The sequence below is a fragment of the Sphingobacterium siyangense genome (assembly GCF_023277505.1).
GTDB lineage: Bacteria > Bacteroidota > Bacteroidia > Sphingobacteriales > Sphingobacteriaceae > Sphingobacterium > Sphingobacterium siyangense.
The window spans coordinates 303,175-323,687 of sequence record NZ_CP080574.1; the positions used below are offsets into that span (position 1 = coordinate 303,175).

Annotated in this window: 14 protein-coding genes; 13 read left to right on the forward strand and 1 reads right to left on the reverse strand. The window is 42.4% G+C overall.

The features are described from left to right. Positions 1 to 389 precede the first annotated feature (389 nt). Both K2F45_RS01305 and K2F45_RS01310 read left to right on the forward strand, forming a co-directional pair. Positions 390 to 836, forward strand: a complete 447-nt coding sequence (locus tag K2F45_RS01305; RefSeq protein ID WP_075990646.1) for a response regulator — start codon at positions 390 to 392, stop codon at positions 834 to 836. Then, positions 812 to 1,648 (forward strand): helix-turn-helix domain-containing protein, encoded by an 837-nt coding sequence (locus K2F45_RS01310; protein WP_075990647.1) that lies wholly within the window; start codon positions 812 to 814, stop codon positions 1,646 to 1,648. Before K2F45_RS01305 ends, K2F45_RS01310 begins: the two co-directional genes overlap by 25 nt. A 14-nt stretch (positions 1,649 to 1,662) precedes the next feature. Here K2F45_RS01310 and K2F45_RS01315 read toward each other — a convergent pair whose 3' ends face one another. Further along, on the reverse strand, positions 1,663 to 2,274 hold the full coding sequence (locus K2F45_RS01315; protein WP_075990648.1) for a helix-turn-helix domain-containing protein: 612 nt from the start codon (positions 2,272 to 2,274) through the stop codon (positions 1,663 to 1,665). 216 nt (positions 2,275 to 2,490) lie between these two features. Between K2F45_RS01315 and K2F45_RS01320 the strand changes: the two genes are divergently transcribed. The 11 genes from K2F45_RS01320 (at position 2,491) to K2F45_RS01370 (ending at position 20,171) form a co-directional block, all read left to right on the forward strand. Then, positions 2,491 to 3,279: an HAEPLYID family protein gene (locus K2F45_RS01320; RefSeq protein ID WP_083663445.1), complete on the forward strand. Its 789-nt coding sequence runs from the start codon at positions 2,491 to 2,493 to the stop codon at positions 3,277 to 3,279. A 176-nt stretch (positions 3,280 to 3,455) separates the two neighbouring features. Then, positions 3,456 to 6,434, forward strand: a complete 2,979-nt coding sequence (locus tag K2F45_RS01325) for a sensor histidine kinase (RefSeq protein ID WP_248932887.1) — start codon at positions 3,456 to 3,458, stop codon at positions 6,432 to 6,434. Between the two features lies 1 nt (position 6,435). Then, entirely contained in the window at positions 6,436 to 7,206 is a 771-nt protein-coding gene (locus K2F45_RS01330; protein WP_075990650.1) for a hypothetical protein, read from the forward strand. 22 nt (positions 7,207 to 7,228) lie between these two features. Beyond that, complete coding sequence (locus K2F45_RS01335) at positions 7,229 to 7,879, forward strand: response regulator transcription factor (RefSeq protein ID WP_075990651.1); 651 nt, start codon at positions 7,229 to 7,231, stop codon at positions 7,877 to 7,879. Positions 7,880 to 8,140: 261 nt separating this feature from the next. After that, complete coding sequence (locus tag K2F45_RS01340; RefSeq protein WP_248932888.1) at positions 8,141 to 8,935, forward strand: response regulator; 795 nt, start codon at positions 8,141 to 8,143, stop codon at positions 8,933 to 8,935. Between the two features lie 26 nt (positions 8,936 to 8,961). Then, positions 8,962 to 9,978 (forward strand): ParM/StbA family protein, encoded by a 1,017-nt coding sequence (locus K2F45_RS01345; protein WP_075990653.1) that lies wholly within the window; start codon positions 8,962 to 8,964, stop codon positions 9,976 to 9,978. A 3-nt stretch (positions 9,979 to 9,981) separates the two neighbouring features. Continuing rightward, positions 9,982 to 11,061 (forward strand): HEAT repeat domain-containing protein, encoded by a 1,080-nt coding sequence (locus tag K2F45_RS01350; RefSeq protein ID WP_248932889.1) that lies wholly within the window; start codon positions 9,982 to 9,984, stop codon positions 11,059 to 11,061. Between the two features lie 10 nt (positions 11,062 to 11,071). Next, positions 11,072 to 12,580, forward strand: coding sequence for a glycosyltransferase family 2 protein (locus K2F45_RS01355; protein ID WP_075990655.1), 1,509 nt, complete (start codon positions 11,072 to 11,074; stop codon positions 12,578 to 12,580). Positions 12,581 to 12,586: 6 nt separating this feature from the next. Beyond that, complete coding sequence (locus K2F45_RS01360) at positions 12,587 to 15,457, forward strand: tetratricopeptide repeat protein (protein ID WP_075990656.1); 2,871 nt, start codon at positions 12,587 to 12,589, stop codon at positions 15,455 to 15,457. A gap of 20 nt (positions 15,458 to 15,477) precedes the next feature. Beyond that, positions 15,478 to 17,886 (forward strand): aminotransferase class V-fold PLP-dependent enzyme, encoded by a 2,409-nt coding sequence (locus K2F45_RS01365; RefSeq protein WP_075990657.1) that lies wholly within the window; start codon positions 15,478 to 15,480, stop codon positions 17,884 to 17,886. Between the two features lie 80 nt (positions 17,887 to 17,966). Further along, a complete protein-coding gene (locus K2F45_RS01370) occupies positions 17,967 to 20,171 on the forward strand; it encodes a DUF4838 domain-containing protein (RefSeq protein ID WP_248932890.1) in 2,205 nt (734 codons plus the stop codon). The last annotated feature ends 342 nt before the right edge of the window (positions 20,172 to 20,513 follow it).

Here is a 20,513-nt window from a genome sequence, read left to right on the forward strand (position 1 = left end):
AATATAACTATTTTTTTTTAATTACTTACAAGATATGCCTTTAAAATAATCATTCGGTTAGTAAATGTTTTTAATTGTACAAAAGACAAGTTAGAAATCAAAAACTTTTCTACTTAACTTATTTGTAATCAGATTGTAATGTTTTTTTTCTAGTCTGAATTAGACTAATAATTTACAATTAAAATAGCTAGTACAAGCTTGTTGAAAAAATATAATAGACCGAAATATGAACAGTAAACAGAGATATGTCGCGCCGAAAATTGAAATGCTTTTAATTGTATTGGAGAATTGCTTTGATAACTTCATCAACATGTACTCCTGCAATAAATCCAAATACAGCCAAACTGAAAAATCCAAGGTTTCAAATTTATAATTTAACAATTACCTTAATGGACAAGAAATTAAAACTTGCATTTGCAGATGATAACGTATTGCACCTGAAAGTAATTGAGCATCTAGCCAGGGAAATGGGGAACTATGAGATGCTGTATTCCTGTCATAGTGGAAAGGAACTTGTGCATCTGCTTGAGACAAATATGGAGCAGCCAGATGTGTGCATTCTGGATTTGCATATGCCGGAGATGGACGGCATGGAAACTGCCCGTGTACTGAAAAGCCGCTACCCCATGATTCGCCTATTTGGGTATTCGGCCAGCGAAAGTGCAGATGAAAAAAAAAGGTTTCTTGATAGTGGTGTTAAGCTTGTTTTCTCAAAACAGTCTCCCCGAAAGATGTTGACGTCTATCTATCATTATACCATGCTCTGTGAAAATCTAGATATCATTGATTTTGAAAAGAATTTATTTAGGAAATGGAATTTTGTAAATCAGCTATAGGAAAAGAAACGATGCAATTTGGTGCACTAAAACTGGCTGAGTATGGTAGCCAGCTAGGTAAAAGGCTACACGATAAATCGGTTTTTTCTATCATTCGAACCTGTTCTCCTGTCAGCATAAAAATTGGCCCAACGTTATACGATTTTGGGACTAGCGAACTCATATTTATTGGGCCACATTTTGAAGTCGAGATCGCCCAACCTATCGTTGCTGAGGGATATTTACTTTGGTTTACGGCAGATTTTTACGAAAGATCAATAGCGGATACCGAAATACTCAATTCGGGATTGTTTTTTGGAAATCATACTTTTCTGTCTATGCGGGATTGCAGAGCTGATCTGGTTTTCAAGAAACTATTCATGGAGCGTTTGACATGCTGCACTGAATACCGTACGATCGATATGATGGTTGCCCACCACTGCTTTGAATCCTTGTTACTCGAAGGGTATCAAACAATGCTATCGCTAGAAACAACACGTGGATCTGCTGACACCGCTGCCGTTCAGTTATTTAACAGATTTTCGGTCTTATTGCATAAGCACTACCGCGAACATACCAGTGTGCAGTATTATGCGGACCGTCTGCACCTTTCTCCACGGAAGTTGACCGAGCTGTGTTCTGCCGTTGCTGGTAAATCGGCTAAATGTGTGATATCCACTGTTGTGGCCCAACAGGCTTTGCGCTATATAAAGCATACAGATCTTTCAATATCTCAGATCTCCTATGAGATGGGCTTCTCGGATGAATCTAATTTTCGCAATTTTTTTAAAAGGCAGACAGGTAGTAATCCGCTTTTCTATCGCCAGATTTAAATTTGGGAACTCGTTTATGCTTTTGTAGATTCTTTTTTAAAGTATAAATAAGGACGCTTACTGGCCGGCATCCGGCTAACCGTCCTCGGCAAAGCTTTTTTGTCGAGTATTCCACTGCCTAAGTATTTCAACAGTAAGGCATATAATCTTTCCGATGTGAAAGCCGCCTGGTAATCCTTCCTAAAGTCGGCTACCATCGCTTCGAGTGTTTTTGGACTGTTGAAATAGTCGGATCGGTGGATAATATAGGCGATGAGCTCGCGCTGTTGGCGATGGTACTCGCTCTGGCTGCTACTTTCATCAAATGGAGATACCCGACTCTTTAATTCTTGATCCGCAAAGTAGCTCTTTTTAAAGTCCTTTAAATCAGGAAGGTGCTCTTCGTCGATCTTTAAATATAAGGCCGCATCAAAAAAATCGGCTAGTCGAATGGCAAATGGCCGACAGATTTTTGAAAGGCTATCCACAGATAATGAACTTGTTTTACGGTAAGCGCTCCGGATAGTGGATGTGGAGACACCCACGAAACTGGCTAGGCTTTCGATCGTCAATCCCGTTAAATCAATGATTTCCAGTATTCTTCTTGAAATTAGTTCTGCTAATTGCTGATCTGATATTTTTCCCATACTTAATCTTTTCTTGTCTGCAATTTTACCATGTGAGCATATTACAACACTATTTAATCCATAAGTTCCAATAGGTACACGAGGGTCTAATGTGGCTTGTTTTCAGAAACTGATCGTCAAAGCTAGTCTAATAAAATGAATAATGACGTGTAAGAAATGTGTATTATCGTGTGTAAATTCCCATTTCTTTCCATATTTCAGCTACAGGTTTGTGTTATGAAATATAATAAGCAAACAATGATACCCTGGCGATTTCTTTGCCTGTGCTGCAGTCTGTTCTTTTCCTGTATTATTCTCGCCCAGGAGAATAGAAACTTACTGGATAAGGTACACCATGCCGAACCTCTCTATAATGACCTTGTACGCGACCTTGGCGCGAGGAAAGGGGAAAAAGAATTTAATCTAGGAGCCGATATCACACGTACGAGTCTAAAGGATGATTTTGGATATCTCATGGAATATGAATTTGCACCAATTGATCGCTTAGGACTCGAGGTCGAAACGGATTTTACCTATGTTAAAAGCCGTATTGCCAATGTACCTTCAACAAATCAATTGGAAAGACTACGTTTGTCCTCGCAATATTCATTCTATGTCTCAAAAAAGAACGCGGCAACCTTGGCTGTTGGATATACACAGATCTTTAACTTTGTCAACGGTGGTACCGCCTTTAATCCTTTTTTTATAGCCGCCAAAAACTGGCACCGTCATTGGCATACGTTAATTTACACCGGGCCTGAGATTGCTTATCAATATGGTACATCCAAAACGGCTATGGATTGGCAGGTCAATACGTCGTTTCATTATACTGTGCCGAATACCGATCATTTTGTCGGTGTTGAGATCAACCAGGAAATTTCGTCCGAAGGCATACATACAGTTTTGCATCCCCAGATCAAACTCGGCCTCAGCAAAAAATTGGCCGTTGGTGTGGCAATTGGCCTACCGATAGGCGGGGCGGAAAATAGGCTAAGTTCCTTTTTGCGCATTATTTATCAGCTTTAGCGGAACCGGTTTTCTGATCGCTAAATGTCGCCTGCTGCGACCGGTATTTAACTTAAAGCAGTTATTTCTCAAGGTTTTAAAATCTCGTTGGAGGAAAATTTTATATCGATTATTAATATATAATTATTTTCAAATAACTATATTTGATCTGTCCATATTATTGAACTTAGTCGATTGTGTTTGAAAAAGCGCTAAAATTTCTATTGCTATTGAGCACTTGTTTTGCTATGCCTGTTTTTAACAGGGTAATGGCTTTAGGCTATTTTGAAATCGAGATTCTTTCGGGAATAGATCCCTTTCACCGTAATATAGAATCTGCGGCCCGCGATAAACAAGGGTTTATCTGGTTTGTTGCTGGAAGCCTTCTTTACCGATATGATGGCGTTGCAATCAAACCTTTTAATGAGCTTTATACAGGGCCGTTAGGTTTTACAGAAGTGAATAAACTCACCACCGATGATACGGGACGGCTATGGTTAGAGACAAGAAATGGGCTGTTCATCTTTGATACACAGCTATGGCGATTTATTGAAAAAGATACGTTTTCAAAAGGGCTCGTGGGCGAGGATGTCATTGCGCTATCTAATCAAGGGAAAAATCTTTTTGTGGCAACCCGATCGGGTATTCTCTGGCAGATCAGCGGTTTTCGGAAGAAAAAGCTGATGCAGTTTCAGCCAGCTTTATCCGAATTGCGGCGGCCGGTAGGTAAAAGTCTTATTGCGGATGAAAGTAGGCTTTGGTTTGCTTACAACAGCTTACTCTTTTTTGTAGATTTAAAATCGGGAAAAACGCAGCAGGTTCAGATGCCAAAAAGGGTTTATCGGGAGCTAGATGATCTATTTTTATTGGAAAATGGTCTGCTACTGCGAAATTATGGTTTAGGCTATATGACCTTTGACGGAAGGGAATTTCACCAATTACATCTGAGGGGCCTCAATACAGGTGATATGCGCGATTGGGCCCATTGGTCCTTTGCTGAAACGGAAAAGATCATTTTCCTTTTCGGTGATGGCCGCTATTTTGAATTTAGAAATAACCTTGAAATGACGCTCTTACGTCAGGATAAACACGATATCCGCAGCAGTCTGTTCAAATCAAGGCTCAACCAGCTCGATTTTAATGGGCACGAAGGACTCTGTGCAACAGAGAATGGCTTGTATAGCCTTGTAAGAAGAACCTTTGAGCTGGATTATTGGAATACGGGTACGGCCAGGGCAATCGTAAAACAGCAGGATAAATACTACGTGGGCGGCTATGCCCCGTTAAAATATTTTATGTCAAATAACCTAGCCATAAAAGAATCGGCCCCGCTCAATAATTATTATGCTTTTCTGCCAATCGACAAAGATACTGCGCTTGTCGGGTTGGAGGGTAACTTTCTGGGGTTACTGGCCAATGGAAAATTTAGATCCTTATCTTATAAAAAGGCAAAGGGAACCCTAGAAGATGTGTCCACCATGGTGTACAGCCTCTGTCACTATCGGGAAAACAGCTATCTGTTAGGGACATCATGTGGGCTATGGATCTATAATCGCGATACGGGATCAGTAAGTCCATTAAGGGATAATATGGGAAAGCTTGTTGGGATGGGTGAACGAGTCAATTCCATTCAAGTGCGACAACAGGTCATCTCATTCACTACCGAAAATGGATATTTTGAATACTTGGCGGGCCAGCTGCGGAAAATTTATCCGCAAAAAAGTGAGAAACTCCAGGTGTACAGCCATTCATTTCGACATAATAAGGTTTTCCTGGCAACAAAAGGAAAGGGGCTGATAGCCATAGACGCCAGTACAGGACATGTTGACACCTATAACACGAATGGTGGGTTAGCACATAATGTGGTTTTTAATATGGCGTGGATAGATGATCTGTTGTTTTTGGGGACATTCCGGGGCCTGTCGGTCTGGGACGGTAAAAATTTTTATAATGCTTATGCGATGCATGGGCTTCCATTTGAAGAATTTAATCAGGCTTCTATACTCGAAGATAAGCCTCAAGGGCAATTGTTTATTGGTGGTGTACTCGGCTGTATTGCCATCCAGCCGCAGCAGTTTTTGTATAATCTGAAGCAGGAAACAGTGCCGCCGCCGGTATTGTCAACAATTTCTATGGGTACCAGCTCCGGGAATATCGTAACTTCCTTTACACCAAAGGATGGTCAGGACACGCTAATTTTCGACAAAAAAATTGAATTTGCAAATCTTAGAATAGCAAAAATAGATGCTTATAAGCAAAATTACAAAATCTACTTTCGCCTCCGGCCCCTCATTAAATCTTTTCAGGAAGTGCCGGCATCGGGAGAAATTAACCTTTCCGATCTGAAAACAGGCGAGTACGAACTTGAATTGAAGACGATAAGCGACAATGGTCTAAGTGTGAAAACCAAGCGGTGGCTGTTTTATAAAAAGCCGAAATTTTATGAGACACAGCTTTTTTATGTGCTGGTTACCCTAGGGCTGGGCGTTGTTCTTTATGTCATTGCTATTCTGCGATCTTCGCAGCTCAAGCGGGATAAAAAGCTCCGGCTGGAACTCGCGCGCGATCTGCATGACGAGGTTGGCGGCCTGCTCACGGGAATTGCGATGCAGACTGATCTTATGGCTATAGGTCAGCAGTCCGCAGGGCGGCATCAGTCGCTGGAAAAAATTGCAGCCTATAGTCGGGAGGCGGTACAAACGATGGATGACGTCATCTGGGCAATAGACTCGCGCAATAATAGCCAGGGAAGCTTAGAAGACCGGATGAGGTTTTTGGTTTCGCAGATCCTGCCGATGCAGGATGTCGATGTCAAATTTGATATAAATCTGCAAAGTGCCGGCCAGCTGCCTCAATATGTACGTCAGAATGTATATCTCATCTTTAAAGAAGCATTGCATAATATCTGCAAGCACAGTCCCAATGCGAAAGTTGATATATTTTTAAAAATAGATCGTCATCAGCTGATTTTAAGGTTGTGTAATACCATACAATTGACGGAAGGAACAATCTCACATACGAAGTATCCGAGACATGGTCAGGGTACGGCCAACATGAAACGTCGGGCAGAGGCGATAGGGGCTAAATTCGAAGCCGAAAGGTCCGCAACACGTTATCAAATTCAATTAGCTGCGAAACTCAACGTGAATAAACTTTTTCTTGACTTTTTTAATTGATATGATGCAGCATAATCCCCAATTTTGGATAAGTTTAAGCTTCGCTATATTGGGGGGAGCTTTTTGCATATCAGGTCTTTTATTCCGCTTTTATCGTTTTTTTAAATACAAAGATATAGGACAGCTACTGATCAGTGTGGGGGTGATGGCCTTAATTTGGCATGTCATGATCTATTGCATGATCTATACGGGGGAAATTCAATATTATCCGCGTATTTATAACAAAGGAATTCCATTTTATTATCTGGTGGGCCCCTGCTTTTATTTTTATGTTTGGCTCAAATTTAATCCCAATTCGACACTGCCTAAATATTGGCTACTACATTTATTGCCCTTTTGTTTTGGATTGATTGATGTCATTCCGTATGCAATAGCCCCGCTAGAAGAACAAAAAAAACTGCTCAGGATGCTGGTGGAAGACATCCCCCTAGGATTTAAGCACCATTATGGTTTTGTGGATCAACAATTACATTATATGCTGCGATTTGGACTCGCTATTGCTTATATTATTGGACAATGGCGGTTATATTATAATGCAGATGTAGATGCGAAAGCCACAAAAAGAGAAGTGCTGATTTTTAACAGCGTTTACAGCATTTATCTTCTGCTGCAATGTAGTATAGTCTTAGCCATTATCCTTAACAGCAGTCAGGAGGCCTATATTCTTAAAAGTCTGGATAAGCTGGTCTGGGTAAGTTTTTGCTTTCTTTTGTTTAGCCTGTGGTTTATGCTGGATGGAAATAAAAAATCAACATTATACTACTTAAAATAAAACATACTTATCTTTATTTTTTATGCCAAACACAAAATTTAGACTTGCAATCATAGAAGACCGTATGCCTGTTCTCGAATCATTAAAATCTTACTTCGAGGATAACACTCAGTTTGATCTGGTGGTTGCTGCACGTGAACTTGATGAGCTGCTAGAAGCGAAGTGGAGTCCTGAATGTTTAGATTTGCTGCTCTGCGATATTGGACTACCGAATAAAAATGGCATTGAAATAACTTGGTATATAAAGCGCAAATTTCCGCATATACAGGTCGTTATGTTTACGGTGTTTGATGATAAAGAACATATATTTCAGGCACTTTGCGCGGGTGCCGCCGGCTACCTGCTTAAAAGTACGCCGTTACCCGAGATGGAGCAGTTGCTCGTGGAAGTCATGAAGGGAGGTTCGGTGATGAGTCCGCAGGTGGCTCGTCTGGTCATATCTCACTTTAACCCAGCACTCGAGCATAAAGTCGATTACCGGCATCGCGAACAGCTTACCCCTCGCGAGATCGAAATTGTTTCCCTTTTGCAACAGGGGTATACCTATAAAAAGGTTGCTGAAACTGCATTTATTAGTGTAGATACCGTGAAATTCCATATTAGGAATATCTATGGAAAATTACAGGTTAACAGCCGTTCGGAGCTTATGCTGAAATATAATAAACCGATTTGACAGAACTTCTTTTCGTGAAAAACAATACCTAAAGAAAACATGCTGCTCGTTTCAATCGATGGATTAACTATGCGGTGTGTACACTATCTGTTTTTGAGATCTTCTTAAGAGCATCTTAAGAAAATTCTATCTTACCGATAAATACCTATTTTAAGTTAAATTTTTTTGTAAAAACCACCCTTATGGGTAGGTAATCACTTTGCTTGTATTTTTAAATTTGTGATGCCATTTTAAAGCAACTTAATCTATTTAATTAAAAGTATGCAAAGTTATGATCTCCCACCTAAGCAATGTAGGGTGTTTTCGGTATTGCATGCAGACAGCGATCTGCTCATGCGAAAAATAATTTCGAATGTTTTCTCCAATGAGGCATTTCAGCTGGATTCTGCTGCCAATGGAAAAGAAGCCTTTGCCCTTTTGGAAGCGAAGGACTATCAGTATGATATCGTCATTACCGAAATGCATATGCAATATGCAAACGGGTATGAAATTATCAATAAGGTGCTGAAAGAATCTCCAAGTACCCGGACAATTATAACATCCAACATGAGTTACCTCCATATTCGTGAGGGACTGGAAATTGTCCGTGAAGACTGTTTTAAAAAGCCGCTGGTCGTGGGAAAACTATTGGAAAGAGTCAAGCTAATCATGGAAGGAGATACGCATGTTGCCGAACAATTACTTCCAGAAGTCGGGTCTAAGGTCGTAAATATCTCCGAGAGCCAGAACAACGAAGCTGAGCCGCATCAAATGCAGTTAGATTCTTTTCTGCAAAATGCTAAAATAGCTCATTCCGAACAACCGCAGGGAATAGTTCCTGTACAGGAACTAATAGCTGTGGAGGAGCTGGTAGATGTGCATGAGATAGAAGAGATAGAGGAAAAGATAGATATGCAGGCGGTGGTACGTGCGCAAGAAGATGCGATGAATGAGCTTTTTGTCGCTGAATATGTGGCCAGGGAAGAAATCTTGGCAATAGATATTGTACCTGAACAACCTGTTTTACTAGCGGCTACACAGAAGTTGCCAGTCATGTCAGGTAAACGATGGTGGTAAATAATTAGTACACACGAAAAATTTTTATGTATACAATACAGTCATTCTCAAGCCTAATGCAGGCAACAAATTCACCCTTGGTAAACACCGCCAACTCACTATTGACCGGCTTGAAAATACAAATGGGACAGCAGTGGTATATCTGTGGTAAATTGGCACTAAATGAAGGGAATAGCCCTAGAAGACCGCTGAATGCATCTCCGGAATCATTGGAATGCCAACTGTTGTTTAAGGCAGCAATTTTAAGCAGTGGTGTTAGCGCCGACACTCCGCTTATGGTAACCATCGGCTTGCCCAATAGTACCTATCGCTTGTATCGGGAAACTGCCGAACAAACGCTTCGTGGTAAACATATCATCCAGTCGGATCCCGCTGTTTATGGTGAGGACGGATCCGGTATATTACCAATTGAGGTCGCGCATATTGACGTTTTGCCGGAGGTGGTGAGTTGTATGGTGGCGTTGCGCAGGGGAGAAAGTTGCGAAAGGGGAGCTTTCTTCGTTTTTAGTTTTGGGTTTGGTACATTGGAAACTGGGCTAAGTACCGATGAAGGCGTAGTAGAAAATGCGATGGGGAGTGCTCCGGGTATGCATTATGCTGTCAATATCCTCCGCGAACAGCTCCAGCAGACGTATGACCTCTCTTTTCAGAGCATTCAGCAGCTCGATGAGGCTTTTCGAAACGGCTACCTCTATATCAACCGTAAAAAAATTGACCTCCAGGGACTGCGCAAAAAGGCGATACAGAACTATTATGCCGAAATTGTGTCACCAGCATTGGGTGATGTGGTCAATGATAGAAATCTGGCTAAATCAAATCGAATCTTTCTATGTGGTGGTGGGGCGCATTATGGCGATCTCATCGATTGTATTCTCGAAGAGTTTGGGGATATTGCCGGTGTTAAAATTGTCGACCAGCCTGAATCCCTCGCTGTAAAAGGCTATTTACTCAATTCCATGCGTTACATTCAGGATCAGTCCAAATTACCGGTCGGAATCGATCTTGGGAATATACAAACGCGTGTTGCCCTTGCTGAAAACTAAGGTATGACGGTAGATCAAACTTTTATTGCGGTGATTCAAGGGATTGTGGCAACATCCTTTATTGGAACTTTTGTCGCTTATGCTGTGATCATGGTACTCCGTTTTCGAACGGCAAAAGCACAGCGTCGGCAAAATAAGCTTGACCAACTGATAGAAGATCGTATACTGCCGCAGTTTATTCAGGAAATGGGTAATGAAAGCGCGCATGTATCCATTGATCAGGCTGTGCTGGATGAGTTGGCGCTGATGGACAAAAGAAACCGCCAGACCCTAATTGATACTTTGATCCGTCTCCGATGGCATGTGGCCGGAACAAATGCACTGATTCTTCATCGTATCTATGTGCTTCTTGGGCTAAATCTGGATTCGTTGCAAAAGATGAAATCGCGCAAATGGTATCGTAATGTTCAGGGATTGCACGAGCTGACGCTAATGGACTACGCGATCTCCGATATTGATATTCTCCGATTCAATCTCAGTGAAGAATCTGAACTGCGCTCTGCCGCCCGAAGCGCTTTCATGCGTTTCAGCAAGAATGAGCCTTTCCGCTTTTTTGATGAAGTGCGCGATCCCTTGAGTATTTGGGAATTGATCGGTTTTTTTCGGATTCTCGAGCAATCCCGCGATACCGTAAAATCCAATTTTGCCAATTGGATCCGTTATTCGCGCAACAAAACAGTTGTTATTTGCTGCATGAAGCTTGCTGCGCACGAGCAGAGCCTGGAGGCTATCGACAGTATTGAAGGATTGCTCAATGTGAACGACCATAGCCTTCGTTCGCATGCCATCAATGCGCTGGGGCATTTGAGGGCTGTACATACACAGGAAACACTGATTAAAATGTACCCGAACCAGCCGGTAGACTGCCAATGCGAAATCCTGTTTTCGCTCGGCATGTTTCGAACGCCGAGAGCCATGGAATTTCTGACGGAACAATTTCAATCGGCCTTTGATTTTGAAATTGAAAATCATGTTGCCGCGATACTCGCCCGTTTAGTACGCAACAAACAATTGGCCTGGAATCCTTTACATCTGCCTTCACGAAAAGAGCGCATTCTAAACTATTATCTGCACGAACAATAACGCATACACTATGATCCAAGATATAATTGACGTTTTCCAACTTTTTATATTTTCCTACAGTAGCCTGACCATGGTGATCTATGTCATCATGGCGGTGCTATCGTATAAGGGAATTATGTTATATAGACGGAAAAATAGAGAGCACTATACCCAAAATGTAATTTCGAGCCCACTTTCACCGGGCATCTCGGTCATTGCCCCGGCTTACAACGAGGGCCTGACAATCATTGATAATGTATATGCATTAATGCATCTGAATTATCCATTGTATGAAGTTATTATTGTCAATGACGGTAGTACGGATGATACATTGGAAAAATTGGTGCAGCATTTCGAACTTAAGGAAGTAGATCTCCCTTACAATGAAAAGATCAAAACGAAGACTGTGAAGCGCTTTTTTCGATCTACTAATCGTGCCTACGAAAAGTTGCTAGTCATTGATAAAGAGAACGGAAAAGGTAAAGCAGACGCTTCGAATGCCGGTATCAATGCCTCAAAATTTGATTATTTTCTCTGTACAGATGTAGATTGCATCCTGCATGAAGACACACTTTCCAGACTAATGCGTCCCATTTTAGACGAAAAGAGCCGGAGCCGCCTAAAAGACATCCAGGTGATACCCGATACCGGATACATCCACGTGGAGAACAATCAACGGCGGGTCATAGCGGTGGGGGCGCCCCTGCGGATGATCAATTCGTCTGAAGTGGATAATGGCGTAATAACACGCTTTAAACCGCCACATAAAGTACTCCCACGTTTTCAGGAACTGGAGTATATTCGTGCATACCTGCTTTCAAAAATGGCGTGGAGCTCAATCAATTGTGTTCCAAATGTGTCGGGAGGACTTGGTCTTTTTGACAAGCATATTGCCGTTAAGGTTGGGGGCTATGATCCACGCTCATTTGCCGAAGATATTGATATGGTGACACGCATGAGTGTTTACATGATCCAGAATAATCACAAATATGCGATTCGGTATATTCCTGTTTCATTGTGCTGGACGGAAGGACCACAGACCTTGCCGGTATTCAGTAGACAACGTGTACGCTGGGCTAGGGGATTGATCCAGATCATGCTGCTCCACCGTCATGTTTTATTTAATTTTAAGTTTAAAAGGCTCGGGCTTATAGTCTTTCCTTATAACTTTCTATTTGAGTTTTTGGCGCCTATTTTCGAGGTATTGGGGCTGTTGTTTTACATCTATCTTATTGTAATAGGCGCCATCAATTGGGAAAATACATTTACGTTACTCGCTTTTCTTTATATGTTTTCCGTCTTGGTAAGCTCTATAGCCGTACTTTGGGATCAATTGATTGAAAGGCATTACCGCAAAACGAGTGAGGTGATAGGCCTTTGCCTAACGGCCTTTGCTGAGCCGTTTATTTATCATCCGCTCATTGTTTTTTTTAGTATTAAAGGCTACATACAGTCCATGTTCAGGCAAAAACTGGTGTGGGGAAATATGCAGCGTAAAGGTTTTGCAAGCCAAAAATCTTCCGACAAAAATCAAGCTTAAGCTATTATGAATTTCCGTTATACTATTTTTATTCTCTTCCTGTTGTCTACACCTGTCCTGCAAGCGCAGACCTGGAATTCCGTGCGTGCCGAAAAATTGTACCAGCAGGCTTTGGTAGACATTAAATCTGCTCAACAGCAGAAAGCTTTAAAGTCATTGGAGGAGACCATAAAGCTCAATCCAGCCCATATCGATGCGCAGGTGCAACTTGCCCGAATTTATATGGCGCAGAAACAATATGATCAGTCGATCCGCACTGCACAACTGGTCCTGCGTGCTTCGCCCCAATATGAAGATGTTTATTATTATATTATAGGTTCTTATTTATCAAAAAATCGACCTGCTGAAGCTTTGCGTTACGTCGAAATGGGATTGGCGCGTTTTGCTACCAATAAAGATTTCGGGATCAAAAAGCTTAATATATTGGATATGCTCAAACGCTATCAGGATGGAGATTCCTGGGCACAGGTTCTTATACGGCGTTTTCCGACCGATGGGAGCGTAAGACTTGCTATGGCCGGTCATTATGAGGCAAAAGCGGATTGGTATAAAGGAAATAAAATGGATAATCTCGCCAATTCATATTATGAAAGGGCGCTCGAACTCGCGCCGAAAAATACAGATCTCATCGAAAAAATGAACAATATTGTGTCCCAAGGCGGTGATTATGATGCCCGAATTGCCAAGGTAAATGCGCTATTGAACAGCGATAGTAAATCTTACAAAGCGTTATTCCAAAAGCTCAGTCTGCTACAGGAATCACATCGTTATGCAGAGGCACTAGAAGTTTTACGGCTGATCTTACGCTATTATCCGAAAGATAAAAAAGCCCTTGACCTAAACAATAGTTTACGGAAAGAAGCAGCCGGATATTATCAGAACACAGATACTTATGCTCTTTATCAGTCGATTTTGGATCAGAATCCAGGCGACCGGGAAGCCTTGGAAAAGGTGGTGGGCATAGCTGCGTCTCGGGGGGAGACGACACAGGCACTGTATTGGGTAGACCGTGCCTTACAGCGAAATGCAGCCGATCGTGTACTACTGCGCCGAAAAATGGATTTTGAATATCAGCTACATCGCTATCAGACAGCGGCAGATATTGCTGTTAAGCTCTATGGGAGCAACGGTGATAAAGCTTTCCGATCAGAAGTATTGCAAATGATCAATGCCTGTGGGAGTTATTATTTGCAACAGCAACAAGCCGACAGCGCCATCGTTTACTACGATCGTACGCTTCACTTAGATCCGAGCAATATGCCAGCCCTGCAAGGGCGTATTTCCGCCCTTATCCTGCAAAACAATTTATCCTCGGCCCTTCGGGAATTGGAGCAGGCGATCAGTTATTATCCAAATGATATCGATTTACAGTTAAAAAAGGCGGGTTTCCTGGCACAATCGGGCAAAATACAGCAGGCTGTAGCTTTAAGCGAAAAACTTTACGCCAGTTATCCGGGAAATCCGAAAATTAAATCGCTTTATTTGGAGCAAAAGCTGGCCGCAGCAAATGCCTGCATACTGGTGGAAGAGTACGGAGAAGCGGAAACGCATCTTCGTCAATTACTCATTGAAGATAACGATAATAAAGAAGCCCTACACTACCTTTCTAATATTCTTGACCTCAGAAGACGCTATCCGGAAGCTTTGCTCGTTGTTCAGCAGGCCCTGCAAAGTTATCCGGGTGACCGCGAATTTCTTCAGAAGAAAGCTTCAATCCTTCATAATAGTGCGCAGTATATGGCAGCTGCTCAGGTCGCCACTATGCTGCGGACAGAATATCCGTACAATCAAAAGTACCGTACAATGGTACAGGATGCATGGATGTCGGCGGGATTGGCTTTTCAAAAAAAAGGATTAGCCGATAGCGCAATCTTTTGTTTTGATCGCGTGCTCAAGGACAATCGAACAGATTCGCTAGCCTATAGTAATAAATTAAACCTTCTGATGGCAAAAGGAGACTTTGAATATGCCTTGCAGAGTGTGGATACGGCATTGCAGCATTTTGAGTATGCAGAACCTTTTCTCCTAAAGAAAGTAATCGTACTTGACAGTTTGGGGCGGTTTGTTGAAGCGGCACATTATGCCGATACACTCTCCAAGCGCTTCGATCTACGGAAGCACAGGGAATATGCAGCTCTTTTGCGAAGTAAAACCATGCAGAACGCTTTTGGAATTTCTTTGCTGAATAGCTCCTTTTCAGGTGTTGATGATAATCCAGCGCCACCTGCATACCGTATTGCGACACTGTATTACACCCGTCGATTGTCGCCAAAAATAAGCTATGGTGCACAGCTGTTATTCACGGGAAGGCAATCAGGTACGGGCATTATGGGAGAAGGCGACCTGACGTATACGGCGAATAAATTACTTTATTGGAATGCTTCGATAGGTATATCCAATAATGTGCTGCTTCCCAAATATAGATTGGCCTATTCGCTTTATCGGCAGCTCGGAAAAGGTTTCGAAGGGGAGATTGGGGCGCGTTTTCTGGAAGTTGTAGCGATCAAAGCAGCATCACTGGTTGTTGGTGCGAGTAAAAGTTTTGACCCTTTTCTGCTGAATGCACGAATCTTTGCCATCAAGGAGGAAAAGGATTTCTACTTTGCTTTTCAGGCAGGCGCAAAATATGAGCTTACTGAAGCTGATTTATTGCAGGCAAATTTTGGACTTGGAACTTCACCAGACGATAGAAGCAGGCTTATTTTGTTGCCTGAATTGGGGGGTGTTATGAGTCGAAGTGTGGGTGCGGGATACAGGCGTACAATAAATTATCGTACATCGTTAGGTCTAAATGGTACCTACACGAGTCAAAAAATTGGTACGGCAACATTTCGTAATCAATACGATCTACTGCTCGCTTTACAGGTGAAATTTTAACTCTAGCCAATAACTGAACAATGAATGGTACAATTTTAATTTTAGGCGCCGAAGGGTATTTGGGCTGGCCGCTGGCCATGAAGTTAGCGCTGCACCATCCAGACCAAAAAATTATATTGCTGGATAATGGCTGGCGCAAAAGCACGGTTGCCAATCTCGGATTTGGGCCCTGGCTACAGATTCCGGATCTCTCAAGTCGTATCGAAGTATTTGGCCAAAAATATGGTTTAGCTAATATGTGCGCTGTGCACGCTGAGGTTTGCTCGGACGAATTGGCAGAACTGATTCGCCGGGAACGGCCGCATACGATTTATCATCTCGCACAGCAGTGTTCGGCGAGTTATTCGATGTTGGGATTACAACAGGCTCTTTACACCATCCGTAACAATGAAGAAGGAAATATGCGTTTGCTCTGGGCAGTACGCGAATATGTTCCGCAAGCCCATATTATTAAGCTTGGATCTTTTGGTGAATATGCCAAGGGTGGATTGCCGATCGCAGAAGGCTATTTTAAGCCTGGTTATCAAGGACAGTTGGCGTCGACGCCTTTACCTTACCCTAGGGCGGCAAACGATATTTATCATGTTTCCAAAATAAATGATTCGAATTACGTAGCGATGGCGGCGCGTACCTGGGGGCTTCGCATCACGGAAGTGATGCAAGCAACGGTCTTTGGTCTGCTAACATCCGAAATGGATGCCTCGCATGATCTTTTTACCCGTTTTGATTACGATCCGATATTTGGAACGGTAGCCAACCGTTTTATAGCGCAGGTAGTTTCTGGTTCTCCGATGACAGTATATGGTAGCGGAAATCAGCGTACTGGACTCATGGCGTTGAACGATGCGGTCAATTCGCTGGCCCGATTTGCTGTAGATATACCACCGATGGGTGAACATCGTGTGGTGAACCATGTGACAGAAACACACTATTCCATCAATGAATTAGCGGCGGATATTGCTGACATCGCCAGAGGTGTTGGATTGGATCCCAAGATTTCTTTTACCTCCGATCTTAGAGGGGAAAGTGCTGCCAAGAAAGCTATATACAGCATTGAGACAAGTTTGCAGGGAAGTCATTTGTATCATACCGATTTCCATACCGTGATAAGAGAATCCATTAGTCTTTTACAGAAACAATATAGTAGACTTCTACCGCATCATTTTTCACCCCATAGCGCCTGGAACGAATGTTCTGATGGGATAAATCTTGATCCTAAAAGAGTAGATGCCGTCCGAAAAATAGAAAATGAAGCGTATTGGGATCAGATCAGGATCAATACATTTCCTTCGACCAGGGTAAATCTGAATCCGGGCTGCCTGGCTACGTTGCCACAGGATCGGCTCGAAACCATCAAAAATCAGGTAAACGGCAATCCACTTTCTTTATATGCTTTAGGGAGGGAAGCTTTCAATGCCATACAGGAGGAATGTGCTAAATTGTGGCCGGCTGCCGGTTATCGCTGTAATGTGACTACCAGCACATCTCAGGCCATGAATTTATTGGCATTGGCGCTTTTACGTAGGTTGGAGGAGGATGGGAAGAGGTGTTTTCAGGTCCTGACAAGTGAGCATGAACATCCGGGCGGTATTGGCCCCTTTGAACATTTGCCAGAATATAAGCTCACTTATCTCCCTGATGTTGTCCTCAATGACGCGGAGGAATTTAACAGATGCTTGCGCGAAATGCAACCAGACATCGTCTTCTTATCCCATGTCTATTATCCCACAGGAAAACTGATGCAAGACAAGTGGCGCCTGAGCAATATAAAAAAGGCTGTTCCGAATGCAATTCTGATTCTTGACGTAGCCCAGTCATTAGGGATTCAGCAACTTCCTTTTGGGGATGCCGATGTATTGATCGGGAGCACGCATAAATGGTTGCATGGACCATTGGGTGGTGGTTTAGCTTGGTTCAAAGAAGATTTTGCAAGTTGGATCGGCGCCTTATATTGGAATAAGCAGCATCTTTTTGAAGATCCGCAAACCCATGGGTTCAGCATTCCTGGGGGGCAGGATTTCTTATTGTATGAAAGGTTGAGGCAAAGCTTAAAGCACTATCGAGAAATTGGGCCGAAAGCGATTCTGGAGCGCAGTACCTATCTGGCATCTTATCTGAAAAGAGAGCTTAATGGGATCTTGAGCCATGCAGGCATTACGCACTGTTTTATGGGAGATGATGTGTCTCCGGTCGTAAGTCTACTGGTGTCAGATTATGATCCTTATCCGCTGTACGAGTTTTTGAGAAAGAAAGACATCCATATTAAATGCATTAAGCACTGTAGAGTAGAAGCGAAGGTTGGACATGTACTGCGTTTTGGTATACCTTATTATGAAAATATGGGCCGCTTGCGCATGGTACTTGATACGATAGCTTCTTTTGTGGATTGTGCCATCATGGATAAGCAAGAAGTGGAGTTGGTGATCTAGTTTAATGCGGGATGATGATGAATGCAAATTATAAACTGAACCTGTTCGTTCTTGTTGGATTACTGTTCATTAGCAGCTGTATGGCACAGCAAGTGGACATCGTTCGCGATAAGAAAGCCGAAACTGAAATCGTTATTTCCTCGCGTCCATCAAATTTGGAACGAAAGGCGGCTCTGGTATTACAGGAGTATATTAAACGTATTACTGGTGTGCCATTAGCGATATTGTCGAGCCCTTCTGGGACGAAAAAACATGTAGTATATATCGGGAATAATTTTTATCAACAGCGGATTGGAAAGAAGGTTGGGCTTGGAAACGAAGGTTTTGAAATTAGTGTTCGGGACGGACAAGTATATCTAACTGGAGGTTCAGGAAAAGGACTACTGTATGGCGTATATGAACTTATCGAGAAGCAATTTGGCGCTCGGAAATATGATCAAGGGCCTGCATGGGTTCCGAAGCGTGCGAATCTGACGCTTCCTCAGGATTTCAATTTGCGTTTTGAACCAGCATTACGTTATAGAGAGTCTTACTACCCCGCTTCTGCGGATGCTGAATACCTGGATTGGCATCATTTGCATCGATTTGAGGATCTGTGGGGCTTATGGGGGCATTCATTTTTTAAAATTATACCACCGGAAGACTATTTTCAGCAGCATCCTGAATATTTCGCTTTAACAAACGGAAAGCGCAGTGCAACACAACTCTGTCTGACAAATCCTGACGTCCAGAAAATTGCAATCAATTATTTTCGACGGGCCATTGCCGATAATCCTGATGCGGTCTATTGGTCTATAGCGCCAATGGATGGAAAAGGTTACTGTACCTGTGATCGCTGTACGAAGGTTGATCAGGAGGAGGGGGGGCCTCAGGGCACGCTCATCCGATTTGTGAATCGTATTGCGGCTCAATTTCCAGAACAGAATTTTACGACCTTAGCCTATGGTTACACCGCAGAAGCTCCCAAAGTAACTCGGCCATTGGACAATGTATATGTGTTGCTAAGTACGATAGATGCAACGCGGGAGCGGGGGCTGGCGGTTAATCCAACAGCTGCTCCTTTTCGACGCCAGCTCAATGACTGGTCGAAGATCTCATCGCATATTTTTGTGTGGGATTATACCACGCAATTTACAGCTTATATAAATCCTTTTCCGATGTATGATCATTACCAGGGCAATATCGCCTATATGTATCAAAATGGTGTAAAAGGTATCTTTGAACATGGACCTGGCCATACGCAGGCTGATATGTCCGCCTATGCCAGTTATTTGCAGGCCAAAAGCCTATGGAACCCTGAGCTAGATCAAGCTGAGGTGGAAGAGGATTTTTTGGACGGTTATTATGGTGCCGCATCAAAGGATATTAAAAAGTATCTAAAACAACTTATTGATGCTCGAAAAACAAGTCGCTCGACGCTTGATATATATGGTAATCCGATCCTTTCGCGACATGGATATCTAAGTTTAGAAAAGATGAGATTTTTAAAGGAACTTGTGAATAACGCGCAAAAAGCTGTAGCTGGGGATCCGAAATTTTTAAGTCGCGTGAATTTGATTGCTTTAGGTCTCGAGTATGCAGCTTTGGAGCAGTCAAAGGCTTATGGTGATCATCCATTTGGCTTTTTAAACAGGAAAGCTAGTGGTAAGTGGATGGTCAATCCCAATTGGATGACGCGGATTGATGAATTTTTGGACCATGCACTTCGAGGCGGAGCTATCGAATTGGCTGAAACTGGTGGTAGTCTTGAGCAATATCGGCAGCAATGGCTAACACTATTAAATAAACCCTATTTGCCTTCAGTGCTCCAAGGAATAAATCCTCAGTTTAAACCTTCTTTCTTGGAAGATTTTCCCGCAAATGGAAAAACAACACTGAATGATGGCTTATCGGGAACGACAGATTACAGTTACAATTGGCTATTATTTGATAGTGAGGATGTCGAGATTACTTTTCCTTTTCCGAATGAAAGAATGGCTTCGCAAATTCAGCTTAATTTTCTATTTGATCCGGCGCATTATCTTTTCCTTCCGGATGGAATAGCGGTAGAAGCCTCAGAAGATAATATTTCGTATGTGAACATCGGGAAATATAAGATTGACACTGGTCTTATGGCCGAAGGTCCAATATGTTTTCCAGTTTCATTTGGCTTAAAACAACAAGAAGGACGTTTTTTAAAAGTGAAAATTTCTTTTTCGCAAGAATTTCCGCATTGGTTTGAAGGGTCGAAGCATCGCAAACCGCTTTTTGCCATTGATGAAATTCATGCTGATCAAGCAGATTAGCTAAATCGGGTAGGTCAATCCGCTTCGTGCATAATAATTTAAGGTTGGAATTTGAGATCAGATCAAATCAGGAAATTGGTGCTTTAATGAGGTTTATAAGGGGTTAAAAATAAATGGGGCGAACGCCTTCGCCCCATTATATCCATTAATATTATCAAGTCGAACGCAAAAAAAATGACTTGATGGCCCAAATGTAAAAAAATATTATTGAAATTCTCCTGTAAAAATTTACGATAATCGTGTAAAAACCTACGCCGTAGTTGAAGGGCTACGTCATTCATAAAAAAAGACGGCTAGAATTTCTAGCCGTCTTCGTTTGGTTGCCGAAGCTAAAATTATTAC